This window comes from Parapedomonas caeni (assembly GCF_041060555.1).
Classification (GTDB): Bacteria; Pseudomonadota; Alphaproteobacteria; order Sphingomonadales; family Sphingomonadaceae; genus CAUJIW01.
On the sequence record NZ_JBEUDS010000006.1, the window covers coordinates 1 to 23,467 of the forward strand.

Sequence of the window (23,467 nt, forward strand, 5' to 3'; positions counted from 1 at the left end):
TCATAACCTGAAGGTCGTCAGTTCAAATCTGGCCCCCGCAACCAACCCAAAAAAACTCACAGACATACAATGCCCGCGACCCCCAATTGACCAGGGCGGCCCAGCGCGCGCATAGAGCATGCGTGGCCGGTTTGCGCGGGACACCCGATGAATGACATTCCCCGCCTTGCTTCTTCGGTATCCGCGCGGCCGTCGCGGCGTGACGCCATCGCCGATGCCGCCGAGCAGCTGTTCAGCCGGCGCGGCTTCTTCGGCGCCTCGGTGCGCGACATCGCGGCGGCGGCGGCGGTCAATCCGGGGCTGGTGACGCATTACTTCCGCACCAAGGAAGAGCTGTTCCGCCATGTGGTGACCCGCCGCATCGATGACCTGCACGCGCGCGTCGCCGACAGTCTGGAACGGGCGGTGGTCGCCGCCGAGGGCGGCACGCCCGCCTTGCCGGCATTGATTCGCGCCTTCATCCAGCCGTTCGTCGATCTGCTGCGCGCCGACGAGCCAGGCTGGAGGCATTATGTGCGGATGATCTCCCACGGCCTCACCCTCTATGACCTGCCGGAGCTGCGCGATCCGTTGCAGGACCTGACCGGCATCAGCGCCCTGTTCGTGGCGCGGGTGCGGCCGCTGGTGCCCGACATGGCCGACCGCGACTTCTATGCCGCCCTCTACGCCGTCGAAGCGGTGATGAGCTTCCTGGTGCAGGATCCTGGTTTCCTCGACAATCTGTCGCGCGACCATCACCACGCCGGTGACCTCGACACGCTGCTCGACTCGCTGGTGCCGTTTCTCGCCGGCGGCTTCGCGGCGACCCGCCAGCGCGGCTGAGCCGGGGCCGCGATACCGGGCTCGCATTTTCGGCAGGTGCAATCCACGCACAACTGGACGATCGTCCAGTTCGAGGCCATGGCGACATCCAGCCGACAACGAGAGGCGCGCGGCCCGAGGTGGAGGTTCATCGTGACGACCCGACTGACGACATTGCCCCGGCCGGATGGCCAGCCCCTGGGGGCGGCGCGCTGCCCCGCGCCGAGCGTGCAGGAGATCATTCGCGGCGACGCCCGGCCGGCGCCGGCGGTACTGGCGCACGAGCATTACGCGTATCTGGGCAGCGACGACATCGATTACGCCCGCTACTACGACCAGGCCTTTTTCGACCGCGAGATGGACAAGGTGTGGGGCCGCACCTGGCAGTGGGTCTGCCGCGAGGAGCATATCCCCGCGCCGGGTGATTATTATGTCTACGAGGTCGGCGCCCTGTCGTTCATCGTCGTGCGGGCGCCGGACGGCACCGTCAACGCCTTCTACAACAGCTGCCTGCATCGCGGCACCAAGCTGCGCGCCAGCGAAGGCGTCGGCAGCGCGCCGGAACTGCGCTGTCCGTACCACGGCTGGACCTGGAGCCTGGACGGCCAGTTGCGGAAAGTGCCGTGCGCGTGGGATTTCCCCCACGTTGATCCGGCGCGTTACAGCCTGCCGCGGGTGCGCGTCGGCCAGTGGGGCGGCTTCATCTTCATCAACCCCGATGACAGCGCGCCATCGCTGGAGGACTATCTCGGCGTCCTGCCCGAGCACTTCGCCCACTGGGACATGGACCAGCGCTTTGTCGAGTTGCACATGGCCAAGGAACTGCCCTGCAACTGGAAAACGGCGCAGGAAGCCTTCCTCGAATCCTACCATGTCATCGAGACCCACCCGCAGCTGATGTACGGCGTGGGCGACGCCAACGTGCAGTACGACCTCTACGGCGATCACGTCTCGCGCTTCTACGCCGCGCTGGGCGTCAACAGCCCGCACCTGCTGGAGCCGCTCGACGAGCAGGAACTGGTCAACCGGATGCTGGTGGGCGATCGCTCGGTCCTGACCGACGATCTGACCGTGAAGGAGGGCGAGACGGCGCGCATCGTCATGGCGCGTTTCCTGCGCAAGGTGCTGGGCGAGAAATACCGCGTCGATCTCTCGCGCTTCTCCGACTCCGAGATGATCGACACCATCGAGTATCACGTGTTCCCCAACATGGTGCTGTTTCCCGGCCTGTCGCTGCCGATGGTCTATCGCTTCCGGCCGCTCGGGCTCGATCCCAACCGCACGCTGTTCGAGATCCTGTTCCTGCGCCCGGTGCCCGACGACGGGCCACGGCCTGAACCCGCCGACGTGGTGCATGTCGGCGAGCACGAGAGCTATGCCTCGGTGCCGGGCATGGACCCCGCCATGGGCCACGTCTACGACCAGGACACCGACAATTTGCGCGCCCAGCAGCAGGGCTTCCGGGCCAGCCGCAAGCGCGGCGAGACGCTGGGCAATTATCAGGAGGTGCGCATCCGCCACTTCAACCGCACCATTGACGCGTATCTGGCGCGTTGATGCTGGCGATCCATTTGCACGAGGCAGGCCGATGACCACGACCCCTGATGCGCACCAGCTGCACGCCTTGGTGGCCCGCCAGCAGATCGCCCAGGTGCTGGCGACCCACAGTCGTGGCGTCGACCGGGCGGATTTTCCGCTGCTCGCCAGCGCCTATCATCCGGACGCCACGGTCGATTACGGCTTCTTCAACGGTGCCGCGCACGAATTCGCCCGCATCCTCGCCGACGCCCAGAAAGGGACCCCGGTCAGCCTGCACCGCACCTCGAACATCTGGATCAAGGTCGTCGGCGAGCGGGCCTGGTCGGAGAGCTATGTCATTGCCTACGCCGAGCACGCCACCGAGGCCGGTGCGGTGCAACGGCTGATCGGCGGGCGCTACCTCGATCGGCACAGCTGCCGTGACGGCGTGTGGCGGCTCGACCATCGCCGTTACGTCATGGACTGGAACACCAACCGGCCGAGCACCGCCGCCTGGCCCGAACCGCCGGTCGACCTCGGCCACTTCGTGCCGCGCGGCGGCCAGGGCGCGGCGGACGCCGGGCGGGCGCTGCTGGCGGCCGGTGCCGCCCGTTTTTCACATCAGGGAGAGCATGCCATGACGGCCCACCCCACCGCCGACGCGCTGGACGCGGCACTGTCGCGCCAGGCGATCCATGATCTGATGATGGCCTATGCCCGCGGCGTCGATCGCGCCGATGCGGAATTGCTGGCGTCGATCTTCCACGACGACGCCACGGTCATCTCCGGCGTCGTCAACGGCAGCGGCGCGGAATTCGCCGCCGGCATCACCGCCTTCGTGCGGGCCAACCTCGCGCGCAGTTTTCACTCGGTCGCCAACGAATGGATCGAGGTCGCCGGCGACAAGGCCGTGGCGGAAAGCTACGTCATTGCCAGCATCACCGCCGGCGACCAGGACGTGATGACCGGCGGCCGCTATGTCGATGCCTTTGAACGCCGTGCCGGCGTGTGGAAATTCACCAGCCGCACCTTCGTGATGGACTGGTCGTCGAGCCAGCCCGCCAGTTTCCAGAGCGACGGCATGTATGCGGCGCTGACCACGCGCGGCTGCTATGGCGCCAATGATCCGGTCTACGCCCACTGGGCGGCGCGCTGAGGCACGGCGCGGAACAATTCGCGAAAAGCCTAGGGGAGGGAATGCGATGGGCCGGCCGTTCGATCTGGAAGCGGAGGTGCGCGATCTGGCCGCACGGCGCGACATTCACGACGCGCTGTGCCGGTACATGCGCGGGCAGGACCGGCTGTTGCCGGAGCTGCATCGCAGCGCCTTTCATGATGATGCCTATGTCGATTGCGGGCTGATGCGCGGCACGGCGGACGAATTCGTCGCCTTCGCGCAAGGGTTTCTGGCCGACCTGATTTCCAGCCAGCACATCATCGGCCAGACGCATATCGCGGTCGATGGCGACCGGGCGAGCGGCGAGGTCTATTTCTTCGCCTTTCACCGGGTGATCGAGAATGGCGAGATGCGCGACCTGTTGATCGCCGGGCGCTATATCGACGAATATGCCTGCCGCGACGGCGACTGGCGTATTCTCAAGCGCTACGAGGTGGTCGACTGGGCGCGCAACGACCCGGCCACCGACGGGTTCCTTGCCGCCAATCCGCAGGTGCCGGTGGGCCAGCGCGGAGCGGCGGATTTCAGCGTGACGCGCGCCTGGCCGGTGTAGCCCCGGCGCGCCGTCATCGCCCTCGGGCGGCTCAGTGGGTGGTGGTGCCCAGCCACTCGCGGGCCATGCGCTGGGCCTCGGCGATTTCGCAGCTGCTCATCTCGGCGGCCAGCTCGGCGCGGTCGGCCTGCGCCCGCTTGATGCCGCGCATTGCCGCGAGGTTGAACCATTTGTGGGCCTCGATGTAGTCGATATCGACGCCACGACCGACGGAATAAAGAATGCCGAGCTCGTAATAGGCATCGGCCTGACCGGAACGGGCCGCCTCGATCAACTGGTGGGCGGACGGGTCGGAACTGTAAAACTCGCTATGCGCCATTGGTCCTCTCCAGGCTTCTCCTGACAGAACGGGTACAAACGCTACCAACACGGGCCGCAGTTCTTGTGGCCCATGACCACGCTGACATGGTTGCTTTGAAAAAAAGGTTAACGGCCGGAGCGGCCCGGAAAGATTGCCGACTCGATGGTTACCGGCAACGGGGGACGGTCATTTCCGTGATCCGGCGCGTCAGCTTCTCTCGGGGCGAGAGTGGCCTATTGACCAATTATCCCGATGGTGTAACGATTCGCCTATGAATTGAATCGGGGGCTTTTGTGACAATCAGGCTGTTGGCTGGCGTGTGCGCCGGTGTGGTGATGTTGTGTCTGGGCACCGCGGCAGTGGCCAAGCCGGGAGATCCGGTCTGGGTTGGCTTCACGGGTAAGGAAAAGGTCGCCATCATGGCGCCGGATGTGGAGGTCAGCCTGCTGACGGCGGGCGGCCTGCTGGAACCCAACCAGGAATGGACGGCCAATGCCCGCCAGCAGCTGAACCTGGCGTTGACGGATGGCCTGAAGGCGCGCGGGGTTGCCATCGTGGAGTCTTCCGCGATTGATGCGTCCGCGACGGCGTCGTTGCAGCACCTTCATGCCGTGGTCGGCGAGGCGGCGCTCTGGCACCGGCGCAAGGGCGTGTTGGCCCTGCCCACCAAGAAGGACGCCTTCGACTGGACGCTGGGTTCGGCCGCCACCTATCTCGCGGATACCCATGGCGTCGATTACGCGCTGTTCCTGTTCGCCCGGGACAGTTTCTCCAGCGGCGGGCGGGTGGCGATGACCCTGCTGCTCGGGTTGCCGGGGGGCACGCAGCATGCCTTTGCGACACTGGTGAACGCGCGCACGGGCGACATTGTCTGGCTGGACGCGAATTACAGCCAGTTTGGCGACATTCGTGACGGCGATGGCGCGCACAAGCTGATCGAATCCCTGTTCAAGACCCTGCCGGCGGGTCCGGGCGGGCAATGACATGCGTCAGTCGCGTCGGCATTTCCTGACCGGCCTGTGTGGCTGCGGTGTCCTGTGCGGCAGCGGGGGTCTGGCGTGGGCGGGCGGTGGATCGCTGCCATCGCTGCTGGCGCCGGCCTACCGCCCGTCGGACTCCGACGAGCGCGGGCTATGGATGCAGATGGAGAAGGCGGAGCAGGATCTGCGGAATTCCAACCTGCGCATTCATGATCCGGCGCTGAACAAGTATCTCACCGACCTGACGTGCGAGATCGTTGGCAACTACTGCCCGGATGTGCGCGTGTATGTGGTGCGCACGCCTTATTTCAACGCCAGCATGGCGCCCAACGGCATGATGCAGATCTGGTCGGGCCTGCTGCTGCGGTGTCGTAACGAGGCCCAGCTGGCCGCCGTGATCGGGCACGAGGCCGGGCATTTTCTGCGCCAGCATGGCCTGCAACAGTTCCGCAGCATCAAGAGCAAGACTGCCCTGATGAACGTGCTGGCCTTGCCGCTGGCGGTGGTCGGAGGCTCGGCGGCGGTCCAGCTTGGCCAGCTGGCAATGATCGCCACCATGTTTTCCTACAGCCGGGAGCATGAACGCGAGGCGGACCAGTTCGGGCTGCAGTTGCTGGAAGAGCGCGGCTATCAGCCGTCGGAGGCCAGCGCGATCTGGCGCCAACTGGTCGCCGAGCGGGATGCGAGTTTCGCCGCGCGTGGCAAGAAAACGCCCTCCGAGCCGCTGATCTTCGCCACCCACCCGCAGTCGGCCGAGCGTATGGAAACACTGGCGGCGGCCGCCGCCGGCATCACCAAGCCGGGGCGCCAGTACAGTGCCGGGCCGGATCGCTTCGCGGCAGTGATGAAACCGCATCGCGGCGCGTTCCTGGAAGATCAGGTGAAGCTCAATGATTTTGGCGGCACCCTGTATCTCATCGACAGCCTGAAGGATGACGGCTGGCCGGGAGAGCTGGGTTATTATCGCGGGGAAGTCTACCGTCGTCGCGGCGATCCGGGCGATCTGCAACAAGCGATCAGCCATTATCGTACCGCGCTGGCCTTCCCCGATGCGCCGGCGGTCACGCATCGCTCGCTGGGGTACGCGCTGATCAAGACTGGCGACAAGGAGGCCGGTCGTCAGGCGTTGCGCCAGTATCTCGCCCTGACACCGGACGCGACTGATCGCGCCATGGTGGAATTTTCACTGCAATGAGGTCGTATCCGTGAACCAGTTTTTCCGTCGTACCGGCCGTGCCGTCACGCTCTGCGTCTTGGTGGCGCTGGCCGGCTGCGCCAGCTACTCGCTGGTGCCGCCCAGTACGTCATTGGGCGTGGCCAAGTCCGCGCTGCATGTGTCGCCGGGGCAATCGTGGAACCGTGTGCTGACCACCATGGCGCCGTACATGCAGGGCAAGACCGCGCAGTCGGAGTACTGGACGGCGGACGGCAATCTGCTCAACCTGCTCAGTTTCCACGGCGGCGTGGCTCCCGGCGAGACCTTGTTTCGCCCGGTTTCCAAGCAGGAACGGCCGATGCCACCGTTCAAGGCCGACATGACGCTGGCCGACCTGCCGGAATGGGTCGAGAGTTCGCTGCGGCTGCGTTCGGCCAACACGACGGTGCAGATGGGCGAAATCAAGCCTGTGACCTTTGCCGGCCAGTCGGGCGTGCAGTGCGATTTCACTTTTGTCGACGAATCGGAAGTGCAACGGCGCGGGCGCGTGGCGGCGACCATCAAGGGCGGCCAGCTGTTCCTCATCCTCTTCGAGGCGGTCTCCCCGGTCTATTTCGATCGGCGCATCGCCGAGGTGGAGCAGATCATCGCCTCGGCCACCATCGGCTGACACCGGGCCTTGACGTTGGCGCCCTGAACCTTAGCTAGGGCTGGCCCCGCTCAAGGGGGCGCCGCGTCATGCCTCAGGAGTCGATCCATGCCTCTCCACCGCCTTGAAGTCCCGATTGAGAAGGCCCTGTTCGCCAGCCGCTGGCTGATGGCGCCGTTCTACATCGGCCTGGTGGTGACGCTGGTGCTGCTGCTCTACAAGTTCGTGATGGAACTGGTGCACTTCATCGCCATCGTGCCGGCGGTGAAGGACACCGATGTCATCCTGATGGCGCTGACGCTGATCGACCTGTCGCTGGCCGGCAACCTGCTGCTGATCGTCATCTTCTCCGGCTACGAGAACTTCATCTCCAAGCTCGACATCGCCGATCACGTCGACCGGCCGGACTGGATGGGCACCGTCGATTTCTCGGCGCTCAAGCTCAAGCTGATCGCGTCCATCGTCGCCATTTCAGGCATCCATCTGCTCAAGGCTTTCATGAACGTCGGCAAGACTGACGACCGGTCGCTGATGTGGATGGTCATCATCCATGTGGTGTTCGTGGTGTCCGGTGTTATGCTGGCATGGATGGACAAGATATCGGGCGAGAGCCGGCACTGAGCGGGGCCGTCCCGCCGGTGAGGAAGGGGGCGAGATGGCGCGAACGGAGGAACGCGGCCAGCGGGGCACGCTGGTCCGGGGGTGTATGCTGGTCAGGCGGCATGTGCCGGCCGCGAGGCTGCTGGCGGCGGCGCTGCTGAGCGTCGGTGTCATGACGGGCGCTCTGCCGGCCGGGGCGGCGCCCAGTGCGACGGCGGGTACCGCGACCGTCCAAGCGCAGCAGGACCGGGTATGCGAAATCTATGGCCGTACGGGGGCGGCGGTGGCCCGCTTCATGCTGCCGCTGACGTTCCAGGACGCCATTGCCATGCTCAATGGCCGCAACGACAGGCTGCTGGGCCAGTTCACCGAGTATCTGCTCAAGGCATTTTCCGGTGAGGATCTGGTGGCGATCAGCCGGATGCCAAGCGACCAGTTTTCGTTGCTCAGCGAGGCCGCCGGCGCCTCGACCTTTTCGCTGCTGATGGATGGCACGGTGACGTCACCGGACGGTGTTGCCGCCCATCTGTCCGGCACCTGCGGCCGCCTCGGCGTGAGCACCATCATTGCCAACCAGCGCGCGGTAAAGGCCGCGAGCGAGAGCAATGTCGGCAAGTGATGCGTGGCGAGGAAGGTGGTCGCCACCTGCCGCTGCCCGCCCCGCTCACAGTCAGGTCAGATCGTGGTCAGATCAGGCCGCCGAGGCCGCCGATCAGCGACCAGGCCTCGGGGTCGACCGGCATCACTGACAGGCGAGGCTGGCGCACCAGCGCCAGATGGGCCAGCCGGGGCTCGGCCTTGATGGCGGCCAGCGTCACCGGGGCGGGCAGGGCCTGGTCGGCGGTGACGTCGACCACCCCGGACGCCGGGTCGGCCGGGTCGGGCCGGAAGGTGCCGGTGATCGAGACGATGCCCACAACCGCCCGTTCGGCACCGCTATGGTAGAAGAAGGCCCGGTCGCCTTCCGCCATCGCCCGCATGTTGTTCAGCGCCTGGGCGTTGCGCACGCCGTCCCAGGCGGTGGTGCCGCGCTCCACCTGCTGTTGCCAGCTCCAGCTCTCGGGTTCGCTTTTCAGTAGCCAGTAAGCCATGGGCGTCTCCGCGATATGGCGTCGGTCCAGGGGCGTACCCCTCAGGGGTTGGGGGTGGCGATGGCGCCCGGGACGGCGGTCAGCTTGCCCTCGCGCTCCCGCTGCACCTCGTAGGGCGACACGGTCGCGGCCTTCAGGCGTTCGGCGCGGTCGAGGACGTAGCGCCGGTAGGCCTGGTCCTCGTCATTGGGCAGTGCCGCACAGCTGGCGATGGCGGCGCGCATCCAGTTCAGGCGCTGCACGATTACTTCGCCCTCCACCCGCTTGGCGGCGTCGCCTTCGGGCACGCCGGTCGCCTGTTCCAGCAGCCGCAGCAGCCGCCAGGCGCCGTAGGACGGACAGGAAACCGCCCGTTGCTCCTTCTCGTCACGGAAGCGGGTGGAGACCACCGGCAGGCCGGTGATGGCATCGTCCAGTGCGGAGTCCTCGGTGACGATGATCTCCACATGCTTGCCCAGATGTGGGCTCACCACCTCGTTGAACAGGCCGACGACGACGTCGCGGCCCGAATTCTTGTCCCAGCGATGTTCCAGCAGCAGCAGGTTGAGGCGCGTGTGCTTGAGCGGGTCGGCGGCGAGCTGGCGCTTGTAGAAGTAGGCGCTGTTGGCGAGCGACGGGTTCAGCACATAGGCCTCCGGCGCACCCTCGCCACTCCAGCGCACCAGCACCGGGATGACGTCGTCGTCCGGCAGCGGTCCTGCGGGTGGCGCGCTCAGCGTCCAGCTGGGCGGAAGTTTGACGTCGGCCTTCACCACATAGGTTGGCGTGACCACGAAACCGGCACCGTCGCGGCGGGCCTCGCCCATGGCGACCGCCGCCGGTTCGGTGAAGAACAACGCGCCGGCGGGGAAGGGGACAATCGGGCTGCCCGGTTCCCAGTCCGCCTTGTAGGTGAACACCTTGGCGGCGAAGAATTCGCCCGGCAGATCGGGCTCGGGCGGGATTTGCCGGTTATCCCAGCGCCACCAGGTGACGATCGCCGCGATCAGGACGGCGACGACCACGCAGTAGATCACGATGCGCTTGGGTTCATTATATTCCATGGCGGGCGACGTCCTTCGATGGCCGGCTGAGGGTTGCTCCCTGATTTAGGACGTCGCGTCGTTGTCGTCATCCTCTCTCGTGCCGGCCGGCTCGTCGTCGAGGTCGGGCTCACGGCTGACCGGAGGCCTGCCGGTCGGCAGCGGCGGCGGCACGTCGCCGAATACCAGCGTTCGATGGGGGAAGGGAATCTCGATGCCGCGCGCGTCGAACGCCAGCTTGAGCCGGCGGTTGAACTCGCGCTGCACCGCCCAGCGCTCGGTGGGCAGGGTCTTGATCCGGGCGCGGATCACCACCGCCGAGTCGTCGAAGCGGTCCAGTCCCAGGATGTCGATGGGCTCCAGCAGCCGCGCGCGATACTGCTCGTCGGCGGCGAGGTCGGCGGCGATATCGCGCAGCGCGGTGACCACCGCGTCGATGCTTGCCTTGTAGGAGACGCCGACATCGAACACTGCATAGGCGAAGTCCTTGGTCATGTTCTCGACGACGTCGATGGCGCTGTAGGGCACGACGTGCTGCACGCCGGCCTGGTCGCGCAGGCGCACGCAACGCACGCCCATGTGCTCGACATGGCCGGCATGGCCGGCCACCCGCACCACGTCGCCAACGCCCATGCTGTCCTCGATGACGATCATCAGGCCGGTGAGGAAGTCCTTGACCAGCGACTGCGCGCCGAAGCCGATCGCCAGTCCGGCAATGCCGGCGGAGGCCAGCAGCGGCGTGATGTTGAGGCCCAGTTCGGCCAGCAGCAGCAGCACCGCGAGGACGCCGACAATGGTGCGGCCGACGCCGCTGAGCAGTGGAATCAGGGTGCGCGCCCGTGGCGATACCGTGAGGGTGCCGGTCACCGTGCGTGGCAGCAGCAGGAAGGAGATCACGACCGGCACCAGTCGCCAGGCGATCAGGGCAAGCGCCAGCACCAGCAGGACACTGACCAGCGTTTCCAGCAGCACCGTGGCGTCGAGCGTGCCCGCCGAGGGCAGCAGCGCCCAGATTTCGGCCAGCCCGAGCAGGCCGGCGGTGATCGCCACCAGCATGACGAGCTTGCGCACCGACGATTCCAGCTGGGCCAGCCGCAGCAGGAGGTCGCGCTGGTGGGGATCGTCGCCGCTGTCGGCCACCCGCCGCTCGACAAAGCCGGTGACCAGCCGGACGATCAGTCGCCGCGCCAGCCACAACAGGGCGACCAGCGCCAGGCTGATGCCGAACCGGGTCGCCAGCTCGGTGGGCGACAGGTCGCCGATACGGTCGATCCAGTGCTGGATGTCCAGGGCAAGGTCGAAGGCGGGGGAGGCCGCCTCGGCGGCCTGTTGTTCTGGCATGGCGGCTTCCGGCTTGGGGGGCGCGACCGACGGTCGACAACACCCCGAAGCTAGGTGCCGTGCGCGGGCCGGTCAACCGGCCGGCCCGACTTTTGCGCTCAGGCGGCTCGCAGCTGACGCAGGAAGTCGCCCATTGCCTGTTGCAGCATCGAGGCGTCGCTGGCCACGCCCGCCGAAGCGTTCTGGACATTGCCGGCGGCCGCGGCGTTCTCCTGCGCCACGCCCTTTACCTCGGCGATGCTGCTGCCGGCGCGGGTGGCCTCGGACGACACCTGTTGCACCGTCCGGCTGATCTCCTGGGTCGCCGCGGACTGTTCCTCCACCGCCGAGGCGATGGTGGTGGAAATCTCGCTGACCTCGGTCACCACCTCGGCGATCTCGCCGATGACGCTGACGGTGTCATCGGTGGCGGCCTGGATGGCGGCGATCTGGGTGGTGATCTCGTCGGTCGCCTGGGCGGTCTGGTTGGCGAGGTTCTTCACCTCGGCGGCGACCACGGCGAAGCCCTTGCCGGCCTCGCCGGCGCGGGCGGCCTCGATGGTGGCGTTGAGCGCCAGCAGGTTGGTCTGGTTGGCGATCTGGTTGATCAGCGTCACCACCTCGCCGATACGGCGGCTGGTTTCGGCCAGGTGCTGGACGCGGCGACCGGCATCGGTGGCCTTGACGGTAGCACCGGTGGCGATGGCCGAGGCCTCGTTGACGCGGGCGGTGATCTCGCCGATCGACGCTGTCAGCTCCTCGGTGGCGGCGGCGACGGTATCGACGCCGACGCGGGCCTCGTCAGTGGCCGAGGAGGCCACGTCGACCTGGTGCCGCGTGGCGTCGGCGCTGCTCACCATCTGGCCGGCGGCGGCCTGCATGGTGCCGGCGGCGGCCGACAGGCGGTTGACGATGCCGGCGACGTTGGCCTCCAGGGCGGCGGCCATGTCGAGCAGGGCCTGGCGCTGGCGTTCGGCGGCGCGGCGCTGTTCTTCCTCGGCGGTCGCCATCAGCTGGGCGTTCTGCTCGTTGACCTCGGCGATGCGCGCCTGCAGCTGCGCCTGAGCGGCCTGACGGTTGAGTTCGATCTGCGACTGCAACTCGGCGTTCTTTTCCGCCTGGTCGCGGAACACCGCCAGCGCGCGGGCGATGCCGCCCACCTCGTCGCCGCGTTCGGTGCCCTCGACGGTGATGTCGAGACGGCCACCGGCGAGCGCGCCCACCAGTTCGGCGAGCCGGCCCAGCGGGCGGCCGATGAAGCGCTGACCGATCACCAGCGCCAGCGACAGGCCGATCAGCAGCCCCGCCGCGGCGATGCCGATCATCAGCTCGATGCGCTGGCGGTGGAATTCCTGCAGTTCGGCGCGCACCGTCTTGATGTCGGCGGCGTTGGAGGCGGCGAAGGCGTCGACCTGCTCGCCGAACGCCTTGCGGTTGGCCCGGTTGGAGTCGTTGTCGCCCCACACCCGGGCTTCCGCCGGGCTGACCTCGGTGCCCAGGCGCGCCAGTTCCTCGCGCTTCTCGAAGAAGGCGTTGGCGTTGGCTTCCATCGCCTTGAAGCGTTCGGCCTGGTCGGGGCGGATGAGCGGGCGCCACGCATCCATGATCTTGCGCATGGCGGCGAGATTTTCCCGCATGCCGGCGGCGAACTTGGCGGCACCCTCGGTGTCCTTGGCCATGTAGACGCCGCGTGAGTCCATCACCACGGCATAGACGAGGCCGTTGAACTGCTCGCCGAGAATGGCGCGCTGGGCCGCGCGGTCGATTTCCTCGACTTTCTGGCCATAGGCCAGCATGGCATCGATGCCGGTCCAGGCGATGGCGCCGGAAACAATGCCGAGGAAGGCGACGAGGGCCCCGATCTTGGTGCGGATGCGCAGGTCGGTGAAGCGCCGGACGAGCATGGAATGCCTCCAGGGTAGATTAGCTTGCTATTAGAAACCGAATACGCCCCGCCCGCTTACCAGTTGGTTAAGGGGCTGGCTGGTGGCGCGAGTCTGACCGCTGTTCGGATAGGGGCGGGGCTCGGGGGCGCCCGCGGATGGTAGCTGTCGGCGTGATGTGCCGCCGCCCGTTCCGCTCTAGCCAAGATGCTGATGTAATATTATCTCATGGGTATGGACAAGATTCCCGTCACCCTGCTCACCGGTTTTCTCGGCGCCGGCAAGACCACGCTGCTGCGCCGTCTGCTCGCCGATCCGCGCTTTGCCGACACCGCCGTCGTCATCAACGAGTTCGGCGAGGTCGGGCTTGACCATCTGCTGGTCGAGGCGGCCCCCGAGGCGATCGTCGAGATGACCTCGGGCTGCCTGTGCTGCACGGTGCGCGGCGACATCCGCCAGACGCTGCTGATGTTGCTGGCGCGCTCGGAAGCCGGGGAGATTCCGCTGTTCTCCCGCCTGGTGGTGGAGACCACCGGGCTCGCCGACCCGGCGCCGGTGATCCACACGCTGATGGTCGACCCCCGGCTGGCCCGCCGCTTCCGGCTGGCCCAGGTGGTGACGGTGGTCGATGCGGTGAACGGGCCGGCGACGCTGGCGGCGCATCCCGAGGCGGTGAAGCAGGTGGCGGTGGCCGACCGGCTGGTGCTGACGAAAACCGATCTGGCCGGCCCCGCTCCGGTCGTTGGGGGTGCCGGCGGCGCAGGTCCGGCCGGTCTGCATCGCCAGCTGCAGGCGCTCAACCCCGGCGCGGCGGTGGACGATGCCAACGCCGCCGATTTCGACCTGCGGCGGCTGGTCACCGATGTCGGCGGCTTCGATCCGGCCGCCAAGGGCCCGGCGGTGCGGGAGTGGCTGGCGGCGGAAGCGGTGGCGGCGGCCGAGGCGGCGCCGCACGGGCATCACCATGGTCATCATGACCACACTCACGATGCCCATCATCACGGGGACCATCCTCACGCGGGCCACGCGCACGGGGCGGGCGACGCCGCGCACCGCCATGACGTCAACCGCCACTCCGAGGCGATCCGCGCCTACTGCCTGACGCTGGAGGCGCCGATCAGCCGCTTCGCCTTCGCCATGGCGATGGAGTTGCTGACGGCCAACCAGGGCGAGGATCTGCTGCGGGTGAAGGGCATCGTCGCGCTGGCCGAACAGCCGGAGCGGCCGCTGGTCATCCACGGCGTCCAGCATCTGCTGCACGAGCCGGTGACGCTGGAGCGCTGGCCCGACGACGACCGCCGCACCCGGCTGGTGTTCGTCACCCGCAACATCCCGCGCGAGACCATGCAGCGCTTCTTCGACGCCTGGACCGCCGTCTCCGCCACCGACCTGCAGGGCGATGCCCCCCTTTAGGGCCCGGACGTGTCCCGGTCCTCCACGCGAACACCGGCCTTGCCGGACAGCAAGGCGGGGTGGAAGCCTTCCTCGTGGATACCCGTGACACAAGTCCGGGCATGACGATTCGGGCTCGCCTCAGATCACCACGCCAAGCTGGCCGGCGAGATCCTGGGTGAACTGCCAGGCGACGCGGCCGGAGCGCGCGCCGCGGGTCGCCGCCCATTCGATGGCCTGGGGGCGAATCGCCTCGAACGTCGTCGGCAGGCCGAGATGTTCGATATAGCCGGCGATCATGGTGAGATACTGGTCCTGGCTGCAGGCGTGGAAGCCGATCCAAAGGCCGAAGCGGTCGGACAGCGAAACCTTGTCCTCGACCACGTCGCGCGGGTTGATGGCGTCGCGGCTCTCGTTCTCCATGATCTCGCGCGGCATCAGGTGACGGCGGTTGGAGGTTGCGTAGAACAGGGTGTTGGCAGGCCGGCCCTCCAGCCCGCCTTCCAGCACGGCTTTGAGCGCCTTGTAGCGGCTGTCGCCGGCGTCGAACGACAGGTCGTCGCAGAACAGCACGAAGCGGCGGTCGGAGGCCGCCACCCGGCGCATCAGCCGCGGCAGGGTCTCGATGTCCTCGCGGTGGATCTCGACCAGGGCGAGATCGGCGCCTTCCTCAGCCACCAGATGGCCGTGCACCGCCTTGACGATGGAGCTCTTGCCCATGCCGCGCGAGCCCCACAGCAGCGCGTTGTTGGCCGGCAGGCCGCGCGCGAAACGGCGGGTGTTCTCGACGATCAGCTGCTTTTGCAGGTCGATGCCGTGCAGCAGGGCCAGCGGCACCCGGGCGATGCGCGGCACCGGGGTGAAGCGGCCGGTCTCTCCCTCCCAGATGAAGCCGTCGGCGGCGCGCAGGTCGTCGACCGGGGCCGGCGGCGGGGCCAGCCGCTCCAGCGCGTCGGCGATGCGGGCAAGCAGGGGCGCCAGCTGCGGATCGGTGGCGGTCAGGTCTTGCGGGCGGGCGTGGCCTTGCAGGTCGGTCATGGCGTTCCCATGTGGCTTCAGTCTTGGAGACAAGATGACAAATCCGCCACCTTCCGCCCCGCCGGGCTTACGGCGTTGCGAAATGAGGCGCCGTCTGTATAGTCGCCCGCCAAATCCAGGGTCAAAATCGGAATCTCACACATGCTCATTTCCACAGCCTATGCCCAGACCGCGACCGGCGCCGCTGGTGGCGCCGGCGGCGCCTTCATGCAGCTGCTGCCGCTGCTGGCGATCTTCGTGATCTTCTACTTCCTGCTCATCCGGCCGCAGCAGAAGCGGATGAAGCAGCACAAGGAGATGATCGGCGCGGTCAAGCGCGGCGACACCGTGGTCACCGCCGGCGGCATGATCGGCAAGGTGGTGCGTGTCGCCGACGACGAGGTGCAGGTGGAAGTGGCCGACGGCGTGCGGGTGCGCGTGGTCAAGGGCACGCTGTCCGACGTGCGGGCCAAGGGCGAGCCGGTCGCCAACGACACCGACGACAAGTAAGCGTTTCCCATGCTCGACTTTCCGCGCTGGAAGATCTGGGGGATCTGCCTGGTCCTGCTCGCAGGCTGCGTGCTCGCGCTGCCCAACCTGTTCCCGGAAGGCCAGGTCGCCGGCTGGCCGAGCTGGGCGCCCAAGCGGCAGCTCAACCTCGGGCTCGACCTGCGCGGTGGCTCCCATCTGCTGTTGCAGGTGGATACCGATGAAGTGATTCGCCAGCAGCTCGACGTGCTGCAGGACGACATTCGTAACGAGTTGCGGGACCTCAAGGACGCCCAGGGCGGCCGGGTCGGCTATGGCGATTTCCAGGTCGGCAAGAACGCGGTCAGCCTGCTGGTGCGCTCGGCGGCGGACGTGGATGCGGTTGTCGAGGCGCTGCGCACGCTGACCCAGCCGGTGGGCGGCAGCTTCTCCGGCCAGCGCGACCGCGAGGTGGCGGTGACCGACGGTACCCGGGTAACGGTGACGCTGACGCCGGCGGGCATCGCCGAGCGCAAGCGGATGATCGTCGACCAGTCGATCGAGAAGGTTCGCCGGCGTATCGACGAGCTCGGTACCCGCGAGCCCACCATCATCCGCCAGGGCGCCGACCGCATTGTCGTCCAGGTGCCGGGCCTGCAAGACCCCGGCCAGCTCAAGACCCTGCTGGGCAAGACCGCCAAGCTGGAGTTCAAGCTGGTCAACACCGAGGTTTCCGCCGAGGACATCGAGCGTGGCCGGGTGCCGCCGGGTTCGGAAGTGCTGCCGTTCCTCGATGATCCGGCCCAGAAGATCGCGGTGCGGCGTCGTGCCATCATCACGGGCAACGACCTCACCGACGCCGGCCCCAGCTACAACGAGGGCCAGGCGGTCGTCTCGTTCAAGTTCAACGCCGCCGGCGGTCGCCGCTTCGGCCAGGTGACCACCGAGAATGTCGGCAAGCCGTTCGCCATCGTGCTCGACGGCGAGGTGATCTCGGCGCCGCGCATCAACGAGCCCATTCTCGGCGGTTCGGGCATCATCAGCGGCAATTTCACCACCGCCAGCGCCAATGAACTGGCGATTCTGTTGCGCGCCGGCCAGCTGCCGGCGAAGCTGGAAATCCTTGAGGAACGCACCGTCGGTCCCGATCTGGGCGCTGACTCGATCCGCGCCGGCATGATCGCCTCGATCATCGGCACCGTCGCCGTGGTGGTGTTCATGATGGTGACCTACGGCCGCTTCGGCCTGTTCGCCAACCTGGCGCTGATCCTCAACGTGGTGATGATTCTCGGTATCATGTCGGTGTTCGGCGCGACGCTGACGCTGCCCGGCATCGCCGGCCTGGTGCTCACCATCGGCACGGCGGTGGACGCCAACGTGCTGATCTTCGAGCGTATCCGCGAGGAACTGCGGGCCGGTCGCTCGGTGCTCAACGCCGTCGACGCCGGCTACCGCGAGGCCAGCCGGGCGATCTGGGACGCCAACATCACCAACGTCATCGCCGCCGCGCTGATGATGTGGTTCGGCTCGGGCCCGGTGAAGGGCTTTGCCGTGGTGCTGACTATCGGCATCATCACCTCGGTGTTCACCGGCGTCACCGTCTGCCGCCTGTTCAATGTGCTCTGGTTGCGCCATGCGCGGCCGGACAAGATTTCGCTCTAGGAGACGGGCCATGTTGCTGAAACTCGTCCCCGACAACACCAACATCGACTTCCTGCGGCTCAAGTACCTGGCCACCGCCCTGTCGGTGGCGCTGGTGGTGGGCTCGATCCTGCTGGTCGCCCTGCGTGGCCTCAATTTCGGCATCGACTTCGCCGGCGGCATCATGATGGAGGTCGGCTTCTCGCAGTCCGTGACGCCGGACCTCGACGACATGCGCGAGGATCTCAACCGGCTGGGGCTGGGCGACGTATCGTTGCAGGAGTTCGGCTCGAAGCAGCAGATCGCCGTGCGGCTGGCCCAGCAGCCCGGTGGCGAGGCCGGCCAGCAGAAGGCCGTGGTGGCGGTGCAGGACACACTGCGCAAGACCTACGGCGACGACGTCAGCTTCCGCCGGGTGGAAACCGTCGGCGGGAAGGTGTCGGGCGAACTGATCCAGCAGGCGGGGCTCGCCATCGGGCTGGCCATGCTCGGCATCGCCATCTACATCTGGTTCCGCTTCGAATGGCAGTTCGGCGTCGGCGCCCTGCTCAGTCTTGTCCACGACGTGGCGCTGACCATGGGCTTCTTCGCCCTGACCCAGATGGAATTCAGCCTGTCGTCGGTGGCGGCGGTGCTGACCATCGTCGGCTATTCGCTCAACGACACCATCGTCGTCTATGACCGCATCCGCGAGAACCTGCGCAAATACCGCAAGATGGACATCGAGCCGTTGCTCAACCTCAGCGTCAACGAGACGCTGGCGCGCACCATCATGACCTCGGTGACCATGGCGCTGTCGCTGGTGGCGCTGCTGATCTGGGGTGGCGAGGTGATTCGCGGCTTCACCGCCGCCATGCTGCTGGGCGTGCTGATCGGCACCTACTCGTCGATCTATATCGCCGCGCCGATGCTGGTGTGGATGCGGGTCGGCCCGGCCACCTTCATCGGCAAGGACGACGAGAGCAAGGCGGAGAAGGTGGCGTCGTGACCGGCGGCTTCGAGCGTGTGGCGCCCAAGGGCGGCGCGCTCGGCATCCAGGGCTACACGCCGGGCGGCGGCTTCCGGGCTGGCGGCCGGACCTTCGCGCAAGGGCTGCTCATCCTGCCCGAGGCGGTGCATGACTGGCCGGTGACGACGCTGGAGGCGGTGAGGCTGGACCAGTTCGCGCCGCTCGCCACGGCCGATCCTGCCATCGAGATCCTGCTCATCGGCACCGGCGGCACCATGCGCCGGCCGGACAAGACGCTGCTGACGGCGCTCAAGGCGCAGGGGCTGGCGGTCGACTTCATGGACAGCCGGGCGGCGGCGCGGACCTACAATGTACTGGTGGCGGAAGCGCGGCGCGTGGCGGCGGCGTTGCTGCCGCTGCTCTAGACCGATGGACGTCGAGAATCCGCCGTCGGGACTGGACAACATTTTAGACTTAAAATAAATGAAGGTCAGACTTTCGAGAGAGTGAGGCAGACGACATGGCACCCAAGAAGATCACCTGGCCCGCCTTCAAGTGGGAAGACCCGCTGCTGCTGGACGAGAGCCTGACCGAGGACGAGCGCCTGATCCGCGACGCCACCCGCGCCTATTGCGACGACAAGCTGATGCCGCGGGTGCTGGAAGGTAATCGCCACGAGAAGTTCTTCCCCGAGATGATGCAGGAAGCCGGCGAGCTTGGCCTGCTCGGCCCCACCATCAAGGGCTATGGCTGCCCCGGCGTCTCCTATGTCGCCTATGGCCTGATCGCCCGCGAGATCGAGCGCGTCGACTCCGCCTACCGCTCGACGCTGTCGGTGCAGTCCTCGCTGGTGATGTGGCCGATCTACGCCTACGGCACCGAGGCCCACCGCGAGAAGTATCTGCCCAAGCTGGCCTCCGGCGAGTGGGTCGGCAGCTTCGGCCTCACCGAACCGGACGCCGGTTCCGACCCGGGCTCGATGAAGACCCGCGCCACCCGCGTCGATGGCGGCTTCATCATCAACGGCGCCAAGATGTGGATCACCAACTCGCCGATCGCCTCGGTGTTCGTGGTGTGGGCGAAACTCGCCAACCCCGACACCGGCAAGGACGAGATCCGCGGCTTCGTGCTGGAGCGCGGCGACGCCGGCCTGTCGACGCCGAAGATCGAGGGCAAGTTCTCGCTGCGCGCCGGCCTTACCGGCGAGATCGTGATGAAGGACGTGTTCATCCCGGAAGATCGCATCTTCCCGGAGATCAAGGGTCTCGGCGGCCCGTTCGGCTGCCTCAACAACGCCCGCTACGGCATCGCCTGGGGCGCCCTGGGCGCCGCCGAGTTCTGCTGGCACGCCGCGCGCCAGTACGGTCTTGACCGCAAGCAGTTCAACCGGCCGCTGGCGGCGACCCAGCTTTACCAGAAGAAGCTGGCCGACATGCAGACCGAGATCACGCTGGGCCTGGTCTCCTGCCTGCAGGCCGGTCGTCTGATGGACGCCGGCAAGCTGGCGCCGGAGGCGATCAGCCTGCTCAAGCGCAACAACTGCGGCAAGGCGCTGGCGATCGCCCGGGAAGCCCGCGACATGCACGGCGGCAACGGCATCTCGGACGAGTTCCACGTCATCCGGCACGCCATGAACCTGGAGGCGGTCAACACCTACGAGGGCACCCACGACGTGCACGCGCTGATCCTGGGCCGTGCCCAGACCGGGCTGCAGGCGTTCGCCTGAGCCCGGCGCCTGAGCCTGACGTTCAGCGACCGACGCGAAAGGCGGGCCTTGCGGGGTCCGCCTTTTTCGTGTGCGCCGCAGACCGGGGCGCCAGTCGTCGCGTCACATAAAAAAGCGGACCTTGGGGAAGGTCCGCTTTTTCACGCCCCGCGACAAACGCAACACCACGGGGACAACAGGGAAGGGAAGCCGGCGGCGACGGGAAGGTGGCCTGAGCGCGCCCCCCATCGTGGTGCCGGTTATTCGGCGGCGCGCCGTTGCAGCGTCTGCTCGGTGTGGTGGCGCTTCGGCTTGGCCTTGCGCTGGAGTTCGAGCTGCTTCTCGCGGGTCTTTTCCTGCTCGCGGTAGAGCTGGGCGGCACCGGAGAGATACTGCGGCTGCCAGCTGTCGAGCTTGGTGCCGTACCAGGCCGCCGCCTTGTTGGTGAAGGCCGGGTCGACCAGATGCGGCCGGCCGACCGCCACCAGATCAGCCCGCCGGCAGGCGACGATGGTGTTGATCTGGCCCGGCTCGGTGATGGCGCCGACGCACATGGTCTTCAGCCCGGTGATGTTGCGCACGGCCTCGGCGAACGGCACCTGGTACATGCGGCCATAGACCGGCTTCTGGAACGGCACCGTCTGGCCGGTGGAAACGTCGATGAGGTCGCAGCCGGCGGCCGCGAAGGCGCGCGCGATGGCCAGCACATCCTCTTCCGAAATGCCGCCTTCCGCCCAGTCCTCGGCGGAAATACGCATCGACATCGGCTTGGCCGCCGGCCAGGCGGCGCGCATCGCGGTGAACACCGCCAGCGGGAAGCGCATGCGGTTTTCCACCGAGCCGCCGTAGGCGTCGGTGCGCTGGTTGGTCAGCGGCGACAGGAAGCTCGCCAGCAGATAGCCGTGCGCGCAGTGCAGCTCCAGCATGTCGAAGCCGGCGCGGTTGGCCCGCTGGGTCGCCGCCACGAAGTCGGCGGTGATGCGCGCCATGCCCGCCTCGTCCAGCTCGGCCGGCGTCTGCGAGATGCCGTCGAGGTAGGGCAGGGGGGAGGCGGAGACCAGTGGCCAGTTGTGGCTGGCCTCGGCGATCGGCCGGTCCATCTTCTGCCAGCCGAGCTGGGTCGAGCCCTTGCGGCCGGCATGGCCGAGCTGCAGGCACAGCTTGGCGGCGGAATTGGCGTGGGCGAACTCGACGATGCGCCGCCACGCGGCTTCCTGCTCGTCGTTCCACAGGCCGGGGCAGCCCTCGGTGATGCGGGCGTCCGCCGACGGGCAGGTCATCTCGGTATAGACCAGACCGGCGCCGCCAATGGCGCGGCTGGCATAATGCACCAGATGCCAGTCGGTCGGCACGCCGTCGACGGCACAATATTGCGCCATCGGCGAGACGACGACGCGGTTGGGCACCACCATCTCGCGCAGCTGCACCGGGGTGAACATCGGCGTTGGCCGGGTGGCGCGGCAATCGACGCCGGTTTCCTCCAGCAGTGTCTCGTAGAACTCGGTCTCGACCTTCTCGACGAAGCCCGGATCGCGCAGCACCAGATTGTCATAGGTGATCGACTTGGCGCGCGACATCACCACCATGGCGAACTGCCAGGGCTTCATGTCCCAGCTGCGCGCCACATGCTCGAACCAGCTCAGCGACACTTCCGCATTGTGCTGGGTGATCTGCACCGCGTCCTTGCGGGCGTCGTAATAGGCCTGGAAGGCGGTCTCGATGGAGGTCTCGCCATGGGCCAGCACGGCGTCGGCGAGCGCGATGGCGCATTCCATCGCCAGCTTGGAGCCGGAGCCGATGGAATAGTGGGCGCTGGCCTTGGCGTCACCGAGGATGACGATGTTCTTGTGCCACCAGTTGCGGCAGTAGATCTTCGGGAAGTTGCGCCACACCGAGCGGTTGATGAGCAGCGGATGGCCTTCCAGCTCCTCGGCGAACACGCCTTCGAGGTACTTGGCGCTTTCCGCCTCGCTCATGGCGGCGAAGCCATGGCCGTCCCAGCACTCGCCCGGCATCTCGATGACCCAGGTCGAATAGCCCGGCTCATACTGGTAGGTATGGGCGACGATGATGCCGTGGGCGGTTTCCTTGAAGAAGTAGGTGAAGTCCGGCAGCTGGCGGGTCGAGCCCATCCAGGTGAACTTGTTGGTCTTGATGGTCAGTTCCGGCTGGAACGACTCCTTGTAGTACTCGCGGATGCGGCTGTTGATGCCGTCGCTGGCGAGAATCATGTCGGAGTCGGCGAAGCGGGTTTCCAGCGTCTCGGGGTCGATGACTTCGGAGAAGATCAGCTCGACGCCGACCTGGCGGCAGCGCTCATGCAGGATCTGCAGCAGCTGGATGCGCGAGCAGCCGGCGAAGCCGTTGCCGCCGCAGCGCATCTCGTGGCCCTTGTAGCGAATCAGGATGTCGTCCCAGTAGGCGAAGGAGGAGCGAATCATCTCGTAGGAGTCGGGGTCGCGGCTGAGGAATTCCTCCAGCGTCTCGTCGGAGAACACCACGCCGAAACCGAAGGTGTCGTCGGGCCGGTTCTGCTCGTAGACCGCGATCTCCCAGTCCGGGCGTGCCTTCTTGGTCAGGATCGCGAAATAGAGTCCGCCGGGTCCGCCGCCCACCACCGTGATCTTCATCGACCGTCTCCCTCACTAGGCTATGGCACTCGATATACTTTAAGCATAAAATAAATGCCAGAGCTTTTGACACGCCCCCGGTGAGATGCGATGTCGCACCCCGAACGACGGCGAGGACAGGCCTGATGACGACCAAGAGTTTCAAGGTGGAGCGGCTGGTACGGTTCCGGGACTGCGATCCGGCGGGAATCGTCTTTTATCCCCGCTACTTCGAGATGGTGAACGACGTCGTCGAGGACTGGTTCCGCGAGGCGCTCGGCTATGACTTTCATCATATCCATGTCGAGCTGAAGCTGGGGACGCCGACCGTCCATCTGGAAGTGCTGTTCAAGCGGCCGTCGATGATCGGCGACATGCTGACCTTCTGGCTGACCGTCGCCGACCTCGGCAACAGCAGCGTGCGGGTGCGCATTCACGCCCGCTGCGGCGACGAGCTGCGCTTCTCGGTGACGCCGACGCTGGTGCATACCGACATGCGCCGGGTGCCGCCGGGCAGCCTGCCGTGGCCGGAGGCCGTGCGGGCGCGGATGCTGCCGTTCGTCGAGTCGGAGGATGACGCCGACGCCGTGCGCGGCTGGGACTGGTCCTGACCCCCCGGACAGACGCCTGCCGTT

The 23,467-nt window shown here is 67.0% G+C and carries 23 protein-coding genes; 16 read left to right on the forward strand and 7 right to left on the reverse strand.

Annotated features, from left to right (window positions below; translation table 11 throughout):
• The first annotated feature begins 147 nt into the window (after positions 1-147).
• The 4 genes from ABU113_RS05835 (at position 148) to ABU113_RS05850 (ending at position 4,049) form a co-directional block, all read left to right on the forward strand.
• Entirely contained in the window at positions 148-822 is a 675-nt protein-coding gene (locus tag ABU113_RS05835) for a TetR/AcrR family transcriptional regulator (RefSeq protein ID WP_454558556.1), read from the forward strand.
• A 132-nt stretch (positions 823-954) separates the two neighbouring features.
• Positions 955-2,358, forward strand: coding sequence for an aromatic ring-hydroxylating oxygenase subunit alpha (locus ABU113_RS05840; RefSeq protein ID WP_454558557.1), 1,404 nt, complete (start codon positions 955-957; stop codon positions 2,356-2,358).
• Between the two features lie 31 nt (positions 2,359-2,389).
• Positions 2,390-3,475, forward strand: a complete 1,086-nt coding sequence (locus tag ABU113_RS05845) for a nuclear transport factor 2 family protein (protein ID WP_454558558.1) — start codon at positions 2,390-2,392, stop codon at positions 3,473-3,475.
• 46 nt (positions 3,476-3,521) lie between these two features.
• The gene (locus tag ABU113_RS05850) at positions 3,522-4,049 is read left to right on the forward strand and encodes a nuclear transport factor 2 family protein (RefSeq protein ID WP_454558559.1); all 528 of its coding nucleotides are present in this window, start codon (positions 3,522-3,524) and stop codon (positions 4,047-4,049) included.
• A 31-nt stretch (positions 4,050-4,080) separates the two neighbouring features.
• Here the strand turns inward: ABU113_RS05850 and ABU113_RS05855 are convergent, their stop codons facing one another.
• Complete coding sequence (locus tag ABU113_RS05855; RefSeq protein WP_454558560.1) at positions 4,081-4,368, reverse strand: hypothetical protein; 288 nt, start codon at positions 4,366-4,368, stop codon at positions 4,081-4,083.
• 275 nt (positions 4,369-4,643) lie between these two features.
• Here ABU113_RS05855 and ABU113_RS05860 point away from each other — a divergent pair, with 275 nt between their 5' ends.
• From ABU113_RS05860 to ABU113_RS05880, 5 genes are all read left to right on the forward strand, one after another.
• Positions 4,644-5,333: a hypothetical protein gene (locus tag ABU113_RS05860; RefSeq protein WP_454558561.1), complete on the forward strand. Its 690-nt coding sequence runs from the start codon at positions 4,644-4,646 to the stop codon at positions 5,331-5,333.
• A gap of 1 nt (position 5,334) precedes the next feature.
• Positions 5,335-6,525, forward strand: a complete 1,191-nt coding sequence (locus tag ABU113_RS05865) for a M48 family metalloprotease (protein WP_454558562.1) — start codon at positions 5,335-5,337, stop codon at positions 6,523-6,525.
• Between the two features lie 10 nt (positions 6,526-6,535).
• Positions 6,536-7,156, forward strand: a complete 621-nt coding sequence (locus ABU113_RS05870; RefSeq protein ID WP_454558563.1) for a hypothetical protein — start codon at positions 6,536-6,538, stop codon at positions 7,154-7,156.
• An 87-nt stretch (positions 7,157-7,243) separates the two neighbouring features.
• Positions 7,244-7,756 (forward strand): TIGR00645 family protein, encoded by a 513-nt coding sequence (locus tag ABU113_RS05875; RefSeq protein ID WP_454558564.1) that lies wholly within the window; start codon positions 7,244-7,246, stop codon positions 7,754-7,756.
• A gap of 34 nt (positions 7,757-7,790) precedes the next feature.
• Positions 7,791-8,354: a hypothetical protein gene (locus ABU113_RS05880; RefSeq protein ID WP_454558565.1), complete on the forward strand. Its 564-nt coding sequence runs from the start codon at positions 7,791-7,793 to the stop codon at positions 8,352-8,354.
• A gap of 67 nt (positions 8,355-8,421) precedes the next feature.
• Here the strand turns inward: ABU113_RS05880 and ABU113_RS05885 are convergent, their stop codons facing one another.
• The 4 genes from ABU113_RS05885 to ABU113_RS05900 form a co-directional block, all read right to left on the reverse strand.
• The gene (locus ABU113_RS05885) at positions 8,422-8,826 is read right to left on the reverse strand and encodes an EVE domain-containing protein (protein WP_454558566.1); all 405 of its coding nucleotides are present in this window, start codon (positions 8,824-8,826) and stop codon (positions 8,422-8,424) included.
• A gap of 41 nt (positions 8,827-8,867) precedes the next feature.
• Positions 8,868-9,869, reverse strand: coding sequence for a hypothetical protein (locus ABU113_RS05890; protein WP_454558567.1), 1,002 nt, complete (start codon positions 9,867-9,869; stop codon positions 8,868-8,870).
• A 45-nt stretch (positions 9,870-9,914) separates the two neighbouring features.
• Entirely contained in the window at positions 9,915-11,189 is a 1,275-nt protein-coding gene (locus ABU113_RS05895) for a mechanosensitive ion channel family protein (protein WP_454558568.1), read from the reverse strand.
• 98 nt (positions 11,190-11,287) lie between these two features.
• Positions 11,288-13,072 (reverse strand): methyl-accepting chemotaxis protein, encoded by a 1,785-nt coding sequence (locus ABU113_RS05900; protein WP_454558569.1) that lies wholly within the window; start codon positions 13,070-13,072, stop codon positions 11,288-11,290.
• Positions 13,073-13,279: 207 nt separating this feature from the next.
• Here ABU113_RS05900 and ABU113_RS05905 point away from each other — a divergent pair, with 207 nt between their 5' ends.
• Positions 13,280-14,464 carry a CobW family GTP-binding protein gene (locus ABU113_RS05905; protein ID WP_454558570.1) on the forward strand — a complete coding sequence of 395 codons (1,185 nt, stop codon included), beginning with the start codon at positions 13,280-13,282 and terminating at the stop codon, positions 14,462-14,464.
• 120 nt (positions 14,465-14,584) lie between these two features.
• On the opposite strand, the gene ABU113_RS05910 is transcribed toward ABU113_RS05905, so the two are convergent.
• Entirely contained in the window at positions 14,585-15,481 is an 897-nt protein-coding gene (locus ABU113_RS05910) for an ATP-binding protein (RefSeq protein WP_454558571.1), read from the reverse strand.
• Between the two features lie 141 nt (positions 15,482-15,622).
• On the opposite strand from ABU113_RS05910, the gene yajC reads away from it, so the two are divergent.
• From yajC to ABU113_RS05935, 5 genes are all read left to right on the forward strand, one after another.
• A complete protein-coding gene (yajC, locus tag ABU113_RS05915) occupies positions 15,623-15,970 on the forward strand; it encodes a preprotein translocase subunit YajC (RefSeq protein ID WP_454558572.1) in 348 nt (115 codons plus the stop codon).
• A gap of 9 nt (positions 15,971-15,979) precedes the next feature.
• Positions 15,980-17,590, forward strand: coding sequence for a protein translocase subunit SecD (gene secD / locus ABU113_RS05920; RefSeq protein WP_454558573.1), 1,611 nt, complete (start codon positions 15,980-15,982; stop codon positions 17,588-17,590).
• Positions 17,591-17,600: 10 nt separating this feature from the next.
• Positions 17,601-18,557 carry a protein translocase subunit SecF gene (gene secF / locus ABU113_RS05925; protein ID WP_454558574.1) on the forward strand — a complete coding sequence of 319 codons (957 nt, stop codon included), beginning with the start codon at positions 17,601-17,603 and terminating at the stop codon, positions 18,555-18,557.
• Positions 18,554-18,943: an Mth938-like domain-containing protein gene (locus ABU113_RS05930; protein ID WP_454558575.1), complete on the forward strand. Its 390-nt coding sequence runs from the start codon at positions 18,554-18,556 to the stop codon at positions 18,941-18,943. The genes secF and ABU113_RS05930 overlap by 4 nt, the downstream gene beginning before the upstream one ends.
• Before the next feature lie 95 nt (positions 18,944-19,038).
• Entirely contained in the window at positions 19,039-20,244 is a 1,206-nt protein-coding gene (locus ABU113_RS05935) for an acyl-CoA dehydrogenase (RefSeq protein WP_454558576.1), read from the forward strand.
• A gap of 239 nt (positions 20,245-20,483) precedes the next feature.
• Here the strand turns inward: ABU113_RS05935 and ABU113_RS05940 are convergent, their stop codons facing one another.
• Positions 20,484-22,853 carry an oxidoreductase gene (locus tag ABU113_RS05940; protein WP_454558577.1) on the reverse strand — a complete coding sequence of 790 codons (2,370 nt, stop codon included), beginning with the start codon at positions 22,851-22,853 and terminating at the stop codon, positions 20,484-20,486.
• A 125-nt stretch (positions 22,854-22,978) separates the two neighbouring features.
• Here ABU113_RS05940 and ABU113_RS05945 point away from each other — a divergent pair, with 125 nt between their 5' ends.
• Complete coding sequence (locus ABU113_RS05945; protein ID WP_454558578.1) at positions 22,979-23,443, forward strand: acyl-CoA thioesterase; 465 nt, start codon at positions 22,979-22,981, stop codon at positions 23,441-23,443.
• Positions 23,444-23,467 lie beyond the last annotated feature (24 nt).